Below are 16,882 nucleotides of genomic sequence, written 5' to 3' on the forward strand. Positions count from 1 at the left end.
TTCCAGAGCAGTGATGCACCCCGGAACTGCTGTTGCAAAAACAACGCCTGTCTCCCAGAACGACCCCATTTTGGCAAATAGAATTCAAATCATTGACTTCACTATCAAATTTCGCAGTGGCCCACAGAGGCCTCTAAATCTGAAGAGTGCAGCCAGACCATGGGCATCTTCATCAGAATGACCAGCATCGGCGGCGTCAGGCGAGCGGTGGCGCACGGCCGTCAGGGCCAGCAAAGCGCCCAACAGGACAGAGATCAGGAGCGTCAAACCCACATTCTAAATCCCTGATCCTCCTGTCAGCATGCACGACAGTTCTCTGTGATTGATACCTGTACATTCATACAGGTATCATAAGGTATGATCGGTTCCCCGACCACCTCCGGCACCCCACTGCGCTACTTCGTGGAACGCATGGACTGCGCTGACTGCGCCCGTACTGTTCAGGGGGCCCTCAGCCGCCTGCCCGGTGTGGGGGACGCCCGCATCAACTTCACCACTCAGACGCTGAGCCTGAACCTGGACGAAGCCCAGTTGCCCCGGGAGAAGCTGGAGAGCACGCTGCGTTCTCTGGGCTACCCCCCCACGCTGGAAGCTGCCCCCACTGCTCCTCCCCTGCGCTACTTCGTGAACAACATGGACTGCGCCGACTGCGCCAACAAGGTTCAAAGCGTGGTCAACCGCTTGCCTGGGGTCGGAGAGGCAAAAGTCAACTTCACCACGCAGACGCTGAGTCTCACGCTGAACGAGACCCAGACGTCCCGTGCCCAGCTTGAGCAGGCCCTGCGTTCTATCGGTTACCCCCCCGACCTGCAGGCGGACACGCCAGCGACTCCAGGCGCCCCTGCCGCACCCCGTCCAGTGCGGGTCGAGCTGCCCTGGTACCGCACCAGTAAGGGCCGCAATGTCTTGCTGACCGGTGGCCTGCTCGTCCTCGCGTTCCTGCTGAGTCTGGTGGCGCCTGCCGCTGCGCCCTGGGCCTACACGGCCGCCACCCTGATCGGCGTGTGGCCGCTGCTGCGCAAAGCCTGGGCCTCAACGCGCCTCGGGGAGCCCTTTACCATCAATACGCTGATTTCTGTGGCCGCCATTGGAGCGGTTGCCATTGGAGAGGCGCCGGAAGGGGCCCTGGTCGTGTTTCTGTTCGCCATTGGGGAACTGCTGGAGAACGTCGCGGCGGGCCGCGCCCGCGCCGGCATCCAGGCCCTCGCCGCCCTCGCTCCGAAAACGGCCCTGCTGCTGGACGGTGGCTCTACCCGCGAAATTGCCGTCGATCAACTGCAGGTCGGCCAGTTTGTCCGGGTGCAGCCCGGGGGCCGCGTCCCTGCGGACGGCACCATTATCGATGGCAATTCCAACCTGGACGATTCTCCTGTCACTGGGGAGAGCGTACCCGTGCACAAAAGTTTGGGGGACTCAGTCTACGCGGGCAGCATCAACACCGACGGTGTTCTGACCGTGCGGGTGGATAAAGGCGCGTCGGACAACACCATCGCCCGCATCATCCACCTGGTCGAGGAAGCTGAAAGCAGCAAAGCCCCGACCGCCCGCTTCATTGACCGGTTCTCGCGCTGGTATACCCCGGCTGCCATGGCCGCCGCCTTCCTCTTTGCCGTGATCCCGCCCCTGCTGTTTGGTGGGGCCTGGGACGAATGGATCTACAAAGGCGTGGCCCTGCTCCTGATCGCCTGCCCCTGCGCTCTGGTGCTCAGCGTGCCAGCCGCCGTCACCAGTGGCATCAGTGCAGGCGCCCGGCAGGGTTTGCTGATCAAGGGGGGCGCCGCGCTCGAAACCATCGGCAGCGTGAACACCATTGCGTTTGACAAGACGGGCACCCTGACCGAGAACAAGCCCCAGATCACGGACATCATTCCGCTGGGAGCTGCAGAACAGGACGTGGTGACGCTGGCTGCCGCGGTGGAAACCGGCAGCGCCCACCCCCTGGCCAAAGCCATTCTCGACCGGGCCAAGGGGTTCACCATTCCGGCCGCGGAAAACGCGAAAGCCATTGCGGGTAGAGCCGTGACCGCGACGGTCGCTGGCCGCTCGCTGGCGGTGGGCTCGCCCCGATACGCCCAGGAGTTGGCACCACTGGCACCGGACGTGCAGGCCCGCATTGAGGCCCTCGAGCACCAGGGCAAGACCGTGGTCGTGCTGCTGGACGGCGCCGCCCCACTCGGTCTGCTGGCCATCCGGGATGAACCCCGTGCAGATGCCAAAGCCGCCATCGCCAAACTCAAGGCGCTGGGCGTGCGTTCCCTGATGCTCACCGGCGACAATGCCCGGACGGGCCGCGCCATCGCGGGTGACCTTGGGCTGGACGTAGAAGCAGAACTGATGCCCGAAGACAAGCTGCGCCGGATCGCGGAACTCAAGCACAGCGGCAAGGTGGCGATGGTCGGTGACGGGATCAATGACGCCCCTGCTCTGGCCCAGAGTGACGTCGGTATCGCGATGGGGGGCGGCACGGATGTCGCTCTGGAGACGGCAGACGCGGCCCTGCTGCGCCACTCGGTGACGGGCGTAGCCGACCTCGTGCAGCTGTCCCGCGCCGTGATGGGCAACATCCGTCAGAACGTCGCCTTCGCCTTGGGGCTCAAAGCCATCTTCCTGGTCACCACCCTGATGGGCATCACCGGGTTGTGGCCCGCCATCCTCAGTGACACCGGTGCCACGGTGCTGGTCACCGCCAACGCCCTGCGCCTGCTGCGCTTCCGCCCCAGCTGAGAGGGGAGGCCCACACCTGCCGGTCCTCCCCCCCTGCCTGTGCTCGGTCACCTCCGTCGCCGCCCCTGGGCTGGCACACCCCCTCGGTCGGTCTGAAGCCGAGCAACCTGAGCATTCCCCTGCTGTTTTGGAGGTTCTCTATGAAAACCGTTACCGTCTACACCGTGCCTGGCTGCGCCTCCTGTGAAGCGATCAAACGTTTTCTGGGGGCACGTCAGGTGCCTTACACGGAGAAAAATGTCCGTGAGGATCCCGCGGCCCTGGCGGAGATGCAGGCCAGAGCGAATGTCCGCATTGCGCCCGTCACAGTCATTGGGGAGCAGGCCTTTTACGGCACCTTTGACGATCAACGCCCGCTCTTGGAGGCTGCCCTGCGAGACAATGAAGCATGACCTCGACACCTGAAGAGAAACTCGACCGCGCTGCCGACTGCGAAATTCACTGCGTTCACCCAGACGCGGTCGCGCGGGTTGAAGCGCAACTGCCGGACGACGCGCTGATCGAGCGCGCCACCAACCTCACGAAAGTGGTGTCCGACCCCACGCGGCTGCGCATCCTCTCTGCCCTTGCGCTTGAGGAGCTGTGCGTGTGTGACCTCGCGGTTATTGCAGGCATCAACGAGTCCACCATGAGTCACCAGCTGCGCTACCTGCGCGCGCTTGGTCTGGTCACCTTCAAAAAAGTGGGCCGCATCGCCTACTACCGACTGGCCAGCACCCACGTCACGCGCTTGATCGCGGACATGCTGGAACACGCCCGTACCATGTGAGAACTGCTGCCGGTTCTCCTCTTCTCTTTAAGGATGTTTCTCTTGAACAACACTGTTACCGCTGCGCTCCTCGGTCTCGTTGAGGGCATCACTGAGTTCTTGCCGGTATCCTCTACTGGCCACTTGATTGTCGCTGCCGACCTGCTGAACTTCCGGGATGCAGGCGGCACCTTCGAAATCGTCATCCAGCTTGGAGCAGTACTTGCCGTGATCGTGTATTACGCGCGGGACCTGCTGGGTCAAGCCCGCGCATTGCCAGAACGTCCTGAGGTGCGCAGATTGTGGCTGGGCGTTGCTCTGGCCTTTCTGCCCGCCGCTGCGTTGGGTTTTTTATTCAGTGACGTGATCACGCGCTACCTGTTCTCCCCGGTGACCGTGGCCATTTCCTTGATCTTGGGCGGCGCCGTACTGTGGATCATTGAAGGCCGCGTGTTTGTAGCGCGCACAACCACGCTGACCCAGGTTACTGCCCGACAGGCATTGGTCGTGGGGTGCGCACAGTGCCTCGCATTGGTGCCAGGCGTATCCCGGAGCGCTTCCAGCATTATTGGCGGCCTGCTGACCGGACTTGACCGTCCCACCGCGACCGCGTTCTCCTTTTACCTGTCCATTCCAACCCTGGGCCTAGCCACTCTGTACGCCCTAATCAAGGGGCGGGAAGCGCTGGACGGGACACAGTTCGGTCCATTGCTCGTTGGACTGGCGGTATCGTTCGTAACGGCGTTGCTGGCCATCGGTTGGTTGCTGCGCTACGTCTCTCGGCACGACTTCCGGGGCTTTGCGGTGTACCGCATCCTGGCAGGCGTCGCCATTCTGGGGTGGACACTATGGCGCTAAGGTTGGCTGGCCGCCGGGTGCCTTGGCCCGCGTACCTTACCGGCGTTCTGACGTGCATCCTGCTGGATCAGGCCTTGAAGTTCTGGACGGTGCAGACCTTCACGGAGGGAGTGTTCCGAGACTTCATTCCAGGTGTCCTGAGTTTAGGTCTGGTGTACAACACCGGCGCCGCGTGGAGCTTGTTTTCCGGTGCGGCCCTGCCGCTGGCGGCGCTGCGCCTGCTCGTGGGAGCCGGGCTGGTTGTCTACTTGGTACGTCGTCCGGTGCCGCCGTTGACGGGCGTGGCGCTCATGCTCATCGCCAGTGGCGCGCTCAGCAATTCGCTGGATGGCTGGCGGCTGGGCAAGGTGGTAGACACATTGTCGTCCGAAATCTTCTCCGTGGTCACGCGCCTGGTCGGGCAGGGCGACTTCCCGATCTTCAATCTCGCCGACGTCTGGGTGGTGTCGGGGGTCGCGCTGCTGCTGCTGCTCAGCTGGCGCACCAAGCCCGCCTCTCCGCCGAGTACCTCACGCCCCCCTTCCGTATAAGCAGGAGGTTCCACATGACCACTCAGAGCCGATTTGGTGACAGTAGCCTGGCATTTGTGCGCGACGGCTACGCCTTTATCCTGCGCCGCAGTGAGCGGGACCACACAGACGTGTTCAAGACCCGGTTGCTGCTGATACCCGTGGTGTGCTTACACGGCGAGCAGGCGGCGGAGGTGTTTTATGACCCTGAACGGTTCCAGCGGCGCGGCGCAGCCCCTCCCCGCGCTCAGAAAACGCTGCTGGGTGAGGGCGGCGTACAGGGCTTGGATGACAGCGCGCATCAGGTGCGCAAGGGGATGTTTATGTCGCTCATGACGCCCGCACGCCTGCGTGACTTGGCAAACCTCACGACGGCGCAGTGGCACGCAGCAGCCGTGAAGTGGGAGATGCAGGCTGAGGTGGTCTTGCTGGACGAGGTGCAAGAACTGCTGTGCCGCGCCGTCTGCCGCTGGGCGGGCGTGCCGCTGCGCGCTGCGGAAGTTCACCTGCGAACCGCAGACTTCGCCGCCATGATCGACAGCGCCGGTGCGGTGGGTGTTCGGCACTGGCGGGGACGGTTGGGCCGGGCCCGCGCGGAACGTTGGGCCGCAGGATTGATCACCCAGGTCCGGGCCGGGACGCTGACGCCAGACGAGGAAACCGCGCTCTCCGTGATCGCGCACCACCGGGATGGGTCGGGTGCTCTGCTGGACGAGCACACCGCTGCTGTAGAGCTGCTCAACGTCCTGAGACCGACGGTGGCGGTGGCGCTGTACGTCGTGTTCACTGCGCTCGGCCTCCATGATTTTCCGGAAGCGGCGAGGAGCCTGTCGGAAGGCCACCGGGCAGCGCGGGAGAACTTCGTTCAGGAAGTGCGGCGGTTTTACCCCTTTTTTCCTTTTGCTGCCGCCAAAGTCCGTCGGGATTTTGAATGGCGCGGGCAACAGTTCTTGCGGGGACAGCGGACCCTGCTCGATCTGTACGGCACCAATCATGACCGGCGCACTTGGGGTGACCCGGAAACGTTTCGACCGGAGCGCTTCCAGACGTGGAACGGCAGTGCGTACAACTTCATTCCACAGGGCGGTGGGGATCACTTTCAGGGGCATCGCTGCGCTGGAGAGTGGATTACCATTGAGTTGATGCAGGGTGCCCTGCGCTTCCTCACTGAAGAACTGACATACACGGTGCCGCCCCAGAACCTCCACGTGAACCTCAGGCGCTTTCCCGCACGTCCGGCGAGCCGCTTGGTGTTGAGGGACGTGCGGCGCAGCGGTCTCACAGCAGGTTCACGGTAAGGGCCTCATTCAGCAGACTCCCCAGCAGGTAGAGCTGCCGATTCCTCTGCTCGCCAAGACCTGCCAGAGCCAATTCTGCCTGATGAAACGGCCGTACAGATGCTCCGACGCCTTGGACAATAAGTGCCCAGAGTGCTTGTATGACGTGGGAATGCATGTTGTCCCGCAATGTGCACAAGGCAATTAAAGAGAGGGTCAACTGTGTTTCTGGTACCTCATCCGGCCGCCACCGCCTTGCCTCTGGCCTACGGATGGACCGCGCCCCTCCTTCTCCCCAGGTGCACTGGTGTGACTTAGAGCTGCTGAGAAGTGTCCAGCCCCGCTGGGCAGTGTGGTACCGGCGGCCCACCGCCTCTGGGCAGGCCACGCCACGCCACCCTGGTCTTTTCTTAAGTTTGACCTGATCCCGGCACGCCGTGCAGATGGCCTGTGCGTCCACCCTCAACGACTGTCCTGACCACAGGAGAACTTCAATGAGCGACGAAGACCATAACTTGGACGCCAATCAGGCCGCCGACCGCCGCATCCTGTGGCTGGTGCTGCTGATCAATCTCGGCCAATGCTTGGCTGGAGTCACGGTTGGCCTCTGGGCGTCGTCCACGGCAGTGGTTGGCGCGGCCCTCGACAATCTGGCCGACGCGTCGGTGTACGGCGTCAGCCTGTATGCGGTGGGCCGCTCAGCCACCATCAAAGTGCGTGCGGCCCGGTTGTCCGGATGGCTCCTGATCGGCTTGGCCGTCCTCCTGTTCGTAGAGGTGCTGCGCCGGTTTTTTGGCGGCGAGGCGCCCATTGGTCCGGCCATGATGGCCATGGCAGCGGTAAACGCGGCGCTGAACCTCGTTTGCCTGCGCCTTCTCAAGCGTCATCAGGGCGAGGACGTCAACTTCAAAGCGTCGGCGATCTTTACCAGCAACGACTCCATCGTGAACCTGGCCATCGTGCTGTCCGGCGCACTGGTCCTGTGGCTGGACTCGAACCTGCCTGACCTGATTCTGGGGTTGGTCGTCTCGGCGATTGCCGCCAATGGAGGCCGGGAAATCTTGTCGGAAGCGGCGGAAGCAGATGAACGGGTTCCCTCGGAATGACCCTGGGAGCAGTTGGACCCACCTCAACGTGAAATGGGGCGTCGTCCGGATAAGAGTTGACCAAGCAGCAAGGGATCGGCAGGTCTTTCAGAAAGTGTGAGGCTCACCGTGAACACAGCCCTCCGCAGTGCCGTTGCGTGCAGGTGTCTCAGCCAGACCAGCTTCTACTCCCCCTAAATCTCTGTACTTCTGTACAGAGATTCCTCCAGTATTGCTACAGTTGAGCGTGTTTCGTTCTGACCTGATGATATTGATGGCCCGGTGTGTCGCCCTCGACCCTGCACTGAAATCTGGGTGCACAGAGAACTGCGCGTGACGCTATCAACGCCTGCTGAGTCTGCTGCCGCAAAGGCTGCTCCAGATGCAGCTCTCGCCCGATTCGGCGGAGTGGGGGCGCTGCTGGCGGGCGCCCTGTTCTTGTGTTCTCTGGTCTACGTCTACGGCGTTCTGGCCCAAGCTGGGCTGGACGTGGAGATGTTCAACGATCAGGCGCGGTTACTGCCCTGGGTGGCCGAACATGCCCGCGCCTACACCGGCCTGTGGTGGTTGACGCTGCTCTCGACTCTTGCTCTGCTGCCAGCACCAGTGGCGCTGCACGACCGCCTCCGGAGTGGAGCAAGGGGAATCTCCCGAGTGGCTGCTGTAGCGGGCGTCGGCGGCGTCATTTTCGGCCTGGCGGCGCCGCTCGTCCTGGCCGCCGCGTCGCCGGTACTGGCTCAGGGGTACGTGGAGGCCTCCGGACAGACGCGTGACGCGGTACAGGTGATGGGCCGGATGATCGGTGACCTGGCTCTCCACCTGCGCCTGGGGTCGGACCTGCTTCTCGGCGTATGGCTGGGCGTGAGCGGAGGACTACTGCTGCGCCTGCAGCGCAACACCCGGTTAGGTGGTTGGTTCCTGGTAACCGCGGTGCTCACGGGGACCGTGATCGCCACCAAACCACTGGGAATCGCGGATCTCGAGCCATTCCTGGCACCTGTGCTGAGTCTGGCGTACCTGGGGCTAGGCACGGTGCTGCTACAACATTCGAGGTCCAGTCTCTCCGATCACGCAGGGTGAACATCCGAAATCTTACCCCCAAGGACTCGCAGGTTTGATTGATATCTGTACAGACCTCGTTCCTGCAACGAAACATTGACGCTTGATGGTTCAGGTTGGAGCGTCCGAAGAGATGAGCTTCACAGGCATCAAAGAAGTCCTGAACGATGGGTGGATCGGCCCAGTGGGGAACAGCAGACATGAGAACAGCAGAGCGCATGGAGGAACAAATGGGAAAGAGAGCAGCACAACCTGTAACGGCACCGTCAGGCGCCAACCCCCAGATCAAGATCAGAACCCGGGCAGCTCTGATGGGACTGGCCCTGACCTTGGCCGCCTGTTCGCAGAACACGACTGAGACACAGGCGGTGCAGGATGACCCCTACGCCGGAGGGCAAAGCTATCCGTGGAGTGACCGCCTCGATCCCGTGACCGGAGACCCCTACGCCGGCGGCCAGACCTATCCCTGGACAGGCGTGCGGGCCGCGGCTCCTGGGCTGACAGCCTTGGCACAGGGGAGCAACGACAATTTCTTGTCTGACCTGAGCTGGACGAGCGCGACCAACGCCTGGGGACCCATCGAAAAGGACCGGAGCAACGGTGATAAAGCCGCGGGCGACGGCCTTCCCATCACGATAGGCGGGCAGGTGTTTGCCAAGGGGTTGGGCATTCATGCGGCGTCTGAAGTCAGTTACGCGCTGGGCGGGATGTGCAACACCTTCACGGCTCAGATCGGCATGGATGAGGAAGTGGGTGACCGGGGCACCGTGGTGTTCCAGGTGTGGAACGGCACGGCGGCCAAGCTCTACGATTCTGGGATAGTGCGCGGCATTGACGCGGCCAGACCGATCAGCGTGAATGTGGCCGGGGTACAGAACCTGCGGCTGGTGGTCACCAACGGTGGCGACGGTATCAGTTTCGACCATGCCGACTGGGCCGAGGCCAAAGTCAGCTGTCCTGCTCAGCAGCCCAGCGGTGAGAACCAGCTCTCCGACTTGCCGTGGACCAGTGCGACCAATGCCTGGGGGCCCGTGGAGCGCGACCAGAGCAACGGTGAGAAGCTGCTGAACGACGGCCGGCCCCTCACGATAGGCGAACAGGTCTTCGCCAAGGGCTTCGGCGTTCACGCCAATGCCACCCTGACCTTCGGCCTGGCGGCCCGCTGCAACGTGTTTACTGCGCAGGTGGGCGTAGACGATGAAGTGGTCGAAAAAGGCAGCGTCGCCTTTCAGGTGTTCGGTGACGGGGTCAAACTCTACGAAAGCCCAGTTCGGCGCGGCACCGACGCGGCCCTGCCGATCAGTGTTCCGGTCAGCGGCGTGAGGGACCTGCGGCTGGTGGTCACCAACGGCGGCGACACTATCAGTTTCGACCATGCTGACTGGGCCGATGCCAAAGTCAGTTGCACCGAGGACACCAGCCCGCCCGTCACCCCCAAAGCCCTGAGTGCCGCCCCTGCCCCGGATGGTATTGCCCTGAACTGGGCCGACAATACGGAACCCGATCTGGCAGGCTACCGGGTCTACCGCTCGCCATCGGCCAACGGTCCTTACGGTCTGTTGACGCCGCAGCTCCTCACGACTTCTGCCTACAGTGACCCCGCGCCGGAGGGTGTGCAGTCCTACTATCAGGTGGTGTCAGTGGACACGGCGGGCAATACGTCGCTTCCGGCGACCACCAACGCCACGCGGCCCAACAGCGGCGGCAGCCCGGTGCTGACCATCGAGAATCTGGACAGCGTTCCCTTCTTCGACCGTCTCGTATTCAGCCGGATCGGTAGCCTCACTGCTCCGCCCAGCAACGGCGTGCATGACCGCGTGACCCTGCGAATCAGGAACACAGGGACGTCTTTGCTGCGGGTGTCCGACCTGCCTATCTCTGGCCCATGGGTGCTTGACCCCGCTCCCGCTTTTCCCGCCGATCTCGTGCCCGGCAGTTCCATTGACGTGCGCGTGCGGTTCGTCGCCGAGGCCACCCGCTACAACACCGGGACTCTCACGGTGGTGTCCAACGATACCAGCAAGCCGAACCAGGCTGTCCAACTGGTGGGACTGTGGCAAAGCGTGTCCGAAGGCGGACAGGAACCCAATCCCTTCCAGATCCGGGACGCTTTCGGCTACACGCTGAGCCTGGTGGGCAGCGAACCTACCCTTGACCAAAAAGGTCTGGTGCGGGCTCAGGGTGACGAAGTGCTCTCCGCTTACTGGCAGCGGGCCGATGAAAGCCTGCCTGTCACGGTGAGCCAACTGGCGGCCTACCACACCCAGCCCAACACGTCGACTCTCTTCTGGCACGACAAGAGCAATAGCACTTCCAACACTGTTCTGACCCATACAGCCATAGACGGTCAGACCGTGCTTCCGCGACTGAACGGCTCGCTGGCCCCTGGCAGCGCTTCTTTCAGCCCACCTGCTGGCGCCACCTTCGGCCTCCGCATGGACGGCGAATGGAGTGACCCGCGGCGCAACGGCCAAACTGCAGACCGCAGCGCGGGTTGCCAGCGGCCCTGCGGCCAGCACATCCGCTTCTGGCCTGCCAAAGACCGGGCTGGCGTGCTTCTGCCCAATACCTACTTTGTCATCATGGATTACGCAGGCATCAATTACGACTACAACGACAGCGTGTATATCGTGACCAACCTCAAGCCTGCGCCGGTCTTGCTGAACGTAGGCGGCGCGACCTTCACTGACCCGCAGACTGGCAATGTTTGGCTGTCTGACCAGGATCAGAACGGGGACGCACCGTTCCTGCCTTCTACGGCCATCAATGAAGGCAGTGCCAGCAGCACCTACGATATCGCTGCGACCAACAATGACCTGCTGTACCGCACCTACCGCGGTAATGTCGGAGGCGCCACCCCGCAGGAATCGCGTCAGATCAGCTTCAATATCCCGGTGAACAACGGCACCTACCTGGTCAAGCTGCACTTTGCTGACCTGACCTGGACGACTCCTGGTAAGCGCATCTTTGATGTCAGTGCTGAAGGCGTGGTGCGGGTGCCCAATCTGGACATCGTGGCCCAGAGTGGCGGCGGTAAGACTGCGCTGGTGGTGCCGCTCGAGGGCGTGCAGGTCACCGACGGCAAGTTGACGCTCAACCTGAAGGCCAGCGTGGATTTCCCGGCCATTTCCGGCATCGAAATCGTGCGCTAAAGGTGGAGAGCGGGGCCGCTGACATTGGAAAGCGGCCCCGCTTTTTTGGCTTCATACTCTAGGCTGGAAGGAGCATGATGAACACAAAAGCCGTGCTGGGCACGTTGCTGCGCTGACGGCCTGTTCGCGTCCTGATGGGGACCCATCTCAAAGCGGTCAATACCCCCTACCGGATCCTTATGCGGGAGGGCAAAGCCATCCATGGAGTGACCCTCGATCCTGGACCGGAGACCCCTACGCCGGCAGCCAGACCTATCCCTGGACGGTTCTGGCAAGTTAAGCGAGATAGGCTGAGCGTCCGTGACTGATCGCAAGCCCGACCGCCACTATTTCCCGCTGAGCATCATCCAATACGCTCTTTGGCTGTATCACCGCTTTTCTCTGAGCCAACGTGATGTTCAGGAATTGCTCTAGCAGCGCGGCATCCAAGTCAGTCACGAGACCCTGCGTCAGTGGAATATCAAGTTCGCCCCGCTCTTGACCGAAGAGTTGCGCCACTGGGAACCCCGCCCCTGTTCCCAGTGGTTTCTGGATGAGGTATGCATCGAGATCAGTAGCAAGAAATTCTGGTTGTGGCGAGCCCAACTGTCCTTCTCCTCGGACAGCTCAGCAGAGATGATTCCATCACGGTCTGTACCACTCTCCTGCTACGCCGCTCAACATTTCTTCTCTAGCCCCTAAATGCATCAAGCAACTACACACGAATCTCGAGGTGTAGACGCAGCGGGTTTTTCTGGACAGGGGCCATCCTCATATCCTACGCCCGTGACAAGTGACCCACTAGGCAGCGGCCTGACCCTGGTGGCGCTGTGGATGTTTATTCTGCCGACTCTGCTCTCCGGTCACAGCAGCCCGCTCCTCACGATCCCCGCCCTCATGCTCGTGCTGGCCGTGTGCGTATATCTCCTGCATGGTTGGAACTGGAAAAGCCATGCGTCTCTGACCGCCCTGTCCAGCGCGACCATTGCCGGGTACTTCATCACGCTCTGGGTTGCGCATGTGACGCACTTGAGTGGCCAGTCGGACACTGCAGCGACAGTGGCTCAGAATTCATACGGCCTCAATGCCCTGAGTTTATACATTGTGAGCGTGGTTCTGTCGGCGTTGGGCGCCATGAATGACATTACGGTCACGCAAGCGTCCGTGGTGGAGACGGTGGCAGAGAGCCAACCCGGTTTGCCCTTCCGCCGCCTGTATGCCCTGGGCATGCAGGTCGGCGGCGACCATGTGGGCAGCATGATGACTGTTCTGGTGCTCGGCTACGCGGCCAGCGCTCTCCCACTGCTCCTTTTGCTGCGGGCCAACCAAACCACACCCATGTGGGTCACTCTCAATGGAGAAGGCATGTTTTCGGAACTGGCAGGCCTATTGATTGCCCTCATCACCATGCTGCTGGCGGTGCCCCTCAGCACGGCCTTGGCTGCCTGGTGGGTCAGCGCCCGGGAGCAGACTCACAAGCAAAAAAGCAGTCAAGGGAGCCGTGAGCTGAACTGACGGAGTACTGCCGGTGGACAGAAAAAGCCTGGGTCAACAGCAACTCCTGGCTCCAGTCTTGACGAACGCCAAAGGCCTCATGTTCCAGCACCTACCAGCTGAACCTCACTCCGAGCGCCTGAGCTTCTTTGGGTGACAGCAGCACCCTGTAAGACAGCTCTGCCTTACCGCTCCACCGCGTGGAGTCACACCAACGGAACCGAGACTGAATTGCCTCCCTCGTGTGCCTGCACCGCGAGCAGATCAGGGAGGCGTCACCTGAGGTCGCACACAAGTGAAATGGCCGCCTGATTTCAGGCGGCCATACAGGCATTCTGGGCTTCACAAAGGTGAAGGGCTGAAGGACGAGAGGGTTACTTGACGCGGACCAAGGTCAGCTTGCCTGCACCCGTCTGCTCATCCAACTGGGCGACATACAGATGTCCGGTCGACCGGTTTTCGGTGAGATCAAGGGGATTGGGCGTGAAGTTGTTCAGGCCCGTCACGTAGGTCTGGGCTGTGATGATGTCCAGATTGGGGCCACCGGGCGTCAGCACCACGATGTCTTTGCCCGCGCTGTACCGCACCACCAACAGCTTGTTGCGCAGAGCCGAGGTGGGGGCGTTGGTGTACTCCTCAATCACGCCGTTGGCCGAAGCGTGCTCGCCAAAGTCGTACGCGAAGCCGCGCCAGTTGCGGTCAGGCAGGGTGCCCACGGGGTAGGAGGCCACTTCGGCCTTGTCGGCACCTGAGGTGGGGTTGCCGCCGTTCAGCACCCACTCGCAGCGCAGGGGGTTGGGGTGGCCGTAGTAGCCGCCGGGCAACACCCGGAACAGGAAATCGTTTTGTCCCGTGACGCTGGTCAGGGCGGGCACGGCGGGGCTGGTGTAAGGACCATCCGCGCGGTTGTTACAGGCCGCGGGCAAGGTCGCCGGGGTGCCGGGGGTGTTACCGCCCGCGGCCGAACCGTTGGTGGGCACGTACAGCTGGCCGTTGGTGTGCCACACCATGTCGTACGCGTTGCGGATCCCGCTGGCATAGATGGTGACAGGAGCGCCGGGGGCGTATGGATCGTACAGCCCGCCTTCAGACGTTTTGACGCTGATCGGCGGCGAGGGAATCCGGTTCAGATCCACGCGCAAGAGCGCGCCAGTCAGCAGGCGTTCGGGACGGTTGCCCCAGGCGTTGTCGGGGGCACCCATGGCCGCGTTGCTGCCCTGAAGCACGTACAGCGCATTCGGGTCGCCGGGCCGGAACGAGACGCTGTTGGTCTGGTGATCGCGGATCGAGCGCGGCAGGCCCACCACGTAGTCCTGCACATTTTCCAGATTCGGACCGCTCAGACGGGTGATCTTGCCGCTCCAGTCCGGCGAGTTGGTGCTGCCGTCCCAGAAGTGGTTGTTGCTGATCCAGGCGATGAGGTTGTCGGCGGTGGACGCGGGATCAAACTTCAGGCCGATGATGGTGCGGGGACCACCGTTGGCCGTCTGCACGGAGGTGATGGTCTGCGGCGCAGTGACCGTGCCGTCAGGCTCGACGCCGAAGCGCAGGATTTCACCGGTCAGGGTGGCGGCGTAGAGCTTGCCGTCCGGCCCCATTTCAACCGTGGTGTAGGGCATGACGGGCGCATTAGGCAGCGCGATTTGCTCGAACGCCACGCCGCTGGTGTCGGTGGACGTTGCCCCGGTCACGAAGGTGGAACGTAGGGGCAAGAACGCTGCGCCATTGATGTCCTTGAGGTCGGAGGTGATCTCGAAGAGGTAGCGGTAGTTGGCCTGCAGCGGCGAAGTGGGCTTGATCACCACGGCGTCGCCGCCGCCTGACGTGTTGACGGTCGCGGGAATGATTTGACTGGTGCCCGGATCAATGAGGTGGACGGCCGCAGAGGTGAGGGTGTTCAGGTCGATGGCATTGTTGGGCAAGTTCACGTCAGCAGTGACCGATACGGTCGGATCGACCATGGTCTGGTGATCTTGCGGTGAGTACCCGCGCACGCTGGGCCGGTCGCCAGGCTGGATGGTCACGTAATTCAGCTTGGTGTTGGTGCCACCTTTGGCATCGATGGTCAGGCGTCCATCCGTAATGTTGGCCAGCAGGGTGCTGGACATGAATTTGCGGTTGGCGACGGGGACAAAGCGGGCAATCGCCAGCTGGCCCTCAATGTTGATCTGGTGGGCACTGTCGAAGCTGTTGCTGGCGTCGCCCACACTGACGGTCACGTTGTAGACCCCGTTGGGCAGCGCATATTCCCAGGCGGCCGGTGTGCGCACCGCCGTCGTGCTGGACACGCTGTCGGGGAACTGCAGGTGCATCAGGGTGTTCAGACGGGCATCGACCCCGACCAGGGCACGGTCACGGGAATTGGGCGTGATGTCCAGAGGGACCGGCGCCCCAGTGCCCGCACTGGCCTGCGTGATCCAGCCGAAACCGCGGGTGCTGGTGTACGCCGCGCCGGTATCGGCGGTGTAGCCCGCGGGCTTGGTCGAGGCTGCAGGTTGGAAGTTGATCAGAATGCCGCCCGCCGGGAGCGTCGAGGCGGCGTTGACGGTGACCTGAGCGCTGCCGGACTTGCTGGGATCGAAGGTGGAGGTGGCCTTCACCGTGGCGGTGCCGGTGCCCACACCCGTGATCAGGCCGGACTGGCTGACAGCCACGACGGCCGTGTTGCTGCTGGACCAGGTCACGCCGGGGCTGTAGCTGCCCTGTCCGCTGACTTCGGCGGTGAGCTGCTGCGTGCCGTTGACATTCAGGCTGACGGGCGCCGGGCTGACGGTGACGCTGCTCACGGCAGGTTGCACCGTCGAGCACACGATCTTGGCGCTGGCCCAGTCGCCGTGGTCAAACTGCACGCTGTCGCCGCCATCATTGACGCGCAGGGTCAGCTGCTGCTTGCCTGCCACGTTCACATTGACGGAGCGGGCGGGGTCTTTGCCGGTCATCAGGCCGCTGTCGAAGAGCAGCGCGCCATCGGCCAGCACCTGAAAGACGAGGGTGCCTTTGTCGCCGACTTCATCGTCGACGCCCACTTCGGCGCTGAAGGCCGAGCAGGTGCCGCCCAGCGCATAGACCAACTGGGACACCGCATGAACGCCGACGCCCTTGGAGTAGACCGTCCCGCCGATGGTCAGGGGGCGGCCGTCGGCGGCGGGACGTTCGCCGTTGCTGGTGTTGACTTCGTAAGGTCCGTAGCCATTGGTGGCCGAGAGCGGCGTCAGCTCACTGATCAGCTTTTCACCAGACGGTTGAGGCGTGCTGCACGTCACTTTGGCGTCGGCCCAGTCGGCATGGTCAAACTGCACGCCGTCGCCGCCATCGGTGACGACCAGGCGCAGGCTCTGCACGCCGGTCACATTGACGCTGACCGCTTTGGCGGCATCCGTGCCGCGCACCGTGCCGGAATCGTAGAGCTTGGTGGAGACCCCGTTCCAGACCTGGAAGGCCACGCTGCCTGAGCTGCCGACTTCGTCGTCGACCCCCACCTGAGCGGTGAAGACCGTGCAGGCGCCGCCCAAGGCGTACCGCACATCCGAGAGGGCGTGCACGCCCAGACCTTTGGCGAAGGTGGTGCCGCCGATGGTCAGCGTTTGGCCGTCGCCGCCCGTGCGGGTGTTGTTGCTCTTGTTGATCTCGATGGGCCCGTAGCCGCTGGTGGCCGAGGTCCAGGTCATGTCGCTCAGCTGGGTGTCGGTGGGGGTATCCAGCGCGGACACGCCGACGCCCCGCCACGGAGAGCCGAAGCCGCCCGGGTAGGGATCCGAAGAATCGGACACATCGGACCAGGAGTAGTCCACGCCACTGGCGTAGGGATAGGCCGCGTCCGGGCCAGTCTCACCATTGCCGGAAGACTGGGAGGAACAGGCCACCAGGCTGGCACCGATGATCCAGAGCAGGCCAGCCTGAAGCGCCCGCCGTGGAGCGAACCGGCGCGACGTGAGGTGAAGTGTTGACGAACGTTGTTGCCTCATTCAGTTTCCTCCGAAACATTCTCTCTACGATG

The 16,882-nt window shown here is 62.9% G+C and carries 11 protein-coding genes and 1 pseudogene; 11 read left to right on the forward strand and 1 reads right to left on the reverse strand.

Features of this window, described 5'->3' with window-relative positions; translation table 11 throughout:
* The first annotated feature begins 357 nt into the window (after window positions 1-357).
* From F561_RS0107490 to F561_RS0107540, 11 genes and pseudogenes are all read left to right on the forward strand, one after another.
* Complete coding sequence (locus F561_RS0107490; protein ID WP_019009333.1) at window positions 358-2,724, forward strand: heavy metal translocating P-type ATPase; 2,367 nt, start codon at window positions 358-360, stop codon at window positions 2,722-2,724.
* Window positions 2,725-2,864: 140 nt separating this feature from the next.
* Complete coding sequence (locus F561_RS0107495) at window positions 2,865-3,116, forward strand: glutaredoxin family protein (RefSeq protein WP_019009334.1); 252 nt, start codon at window positions 2,865-2,867, stop codon at window positions 3,114-3,116.
* Window positions 3,113-3,493: an ArsR/SmtB family transcription factor gene (locus F561_RS0107500; protein ID WP_019009335.1), complete on the forward strand. Its 381-nt coding sequence runs from the start codon at window positions 3,113-3,115 to the stop codon at window positions 3,491-3,493. Before F561_RS0107495 ends, F561_RS0107500 begins: the two co-directional genes overlap by 4 nt.
* A 33-nt stretch (window positions 3,494-3,526) precedes the next feature.
* Window positions 3,527-4,330: an undecaprenyl-diphosphate phosphatase gene (locus F561_RS0107505; protein WP_019009336.1), complete on the forward strand. Its 804-nt coding sequence runs from the start codon at window positions 3,527-3,529 to the stop codon at window positions 4,328-4,330.
* The gene (gene lspA / locus F561_RS0107510; RefSeq protein WP_026298688.1) at window positions 4,321-4,860 is read left to right on the forward strand and encodes a signal peptidase II; all 540 of its coding nucleotides are present in this window, start codon (window positions 4,321-4,323) and stop codon (window positions 4,858-4,860) included. The genes F561_RS0107505 and lspA overlap by 10 nt, the downstream gene beginning before the upstream one ends.
* Before the next feature lie 14 nt (window positions 4,861-4,874).
* Window positions 4,875-6,137 carry a cytochrome P450 gene (locus F561_RS0107515; RefSeq protein ID WP_019009338.1) on the forward strand — a complete coding sequence of 421 codons (1,263 nt, stop codon included), beginning with the start codon at window positions 4,875-4,877 and terminating at the stop codon, window positions 6,135-6,137.
* 473 nt (window positions 6,138-6,610) lie between these two features.
* Window positions 6,611-7,222 carry a cation efflux transmembrane domain-containing protein gene (locus F561_RS0107520; RefSeq protein WP_019009339.1) on the forward strand — a complete coding sequence of 204 codons (612 nt, stop codon included), beginning with the start codon at window positions 6,611-6,613 and terminating at the stop codon, window positions 7,220-7,222.
* A 312-nt stretch (window positions 7,223-7,534) separates the two neighbouring features.
* The gene (locus tag F561_RS0107525; RefSeq protein ID WP_169389496.1) at window positions 7,535-8,281 is read left to right on the forward strand and encodes a DUF4386 family protein; all 747 of its coding nucleotides are present in this window, start codon (window positions 7,535-7,537) and stop codon (window positions 8,279-8,281) included.
* A gap of 290 nt (window positions 8,282-8,571) precedes the next feature.
* Window positions 8,572-11,412 (forward strand): NPCBM/NEW2 domain-containing protein, encoded by a 2,841-nt coding sequence (locus F561_RS0107530; protein WP_019009341.1) that lies wholly within the window; start codon window positions 8,572-8,574, stop codon window positions 11,410-11,412.
* Window positions 11,413-11,712: 300 nt separating this feature from the next.
* Window positions 11,713-11,994, forward strand: a pseudogene (locus F561_RS27815) (transposase domain-containing protein); the annotation flags it as partial.
* 183 nt (window positions 11,995-12,177) lie between these two features.
* On the forward strand, window positions 12,178-12,906 hold the full coding sequence (locus F561_RS0107540) for a YibE/F family protein (RefSeq protein ID WP_019009343.1): 729 nt from the start codon (window positions 12,178-12,180) through the stop codon (window positions 12,904-12,906).
* Between the two features lie 353 nt (window positions 12,907-13,259).
* On the opposite strand, the gene F561_RS0107545 is transcribed toward F561_RS0107540, so the two are convergent.
* Window positions 13,260-16,850 carry an NPCBM/NEW2 domain-containing protein gene (locus F561_RS0107545; RefSeq protein WP_019009344.1) on the reverse strand — a complete coding sequence of 1,197 codons (3,591 nt, stop codon included), beginning with the start codon at window positions 16,848-16,850 and terminating at the stop codon, window positions 13,260-13,262.
* Window positions 16,851-16,882 lie beyond the last annotated feature (32 nt).

It is taken from the genome of Deinococcus aquatilis DSM 23025 (genome assembly GCF_000378445.1).
Taxonomy (GTDB): domain Bacteria; phylum Deinococcota; class Deinococci; order Deinococcales; family Deinococcaceae; genus Deinococcus; species Deinococcus aquatilis.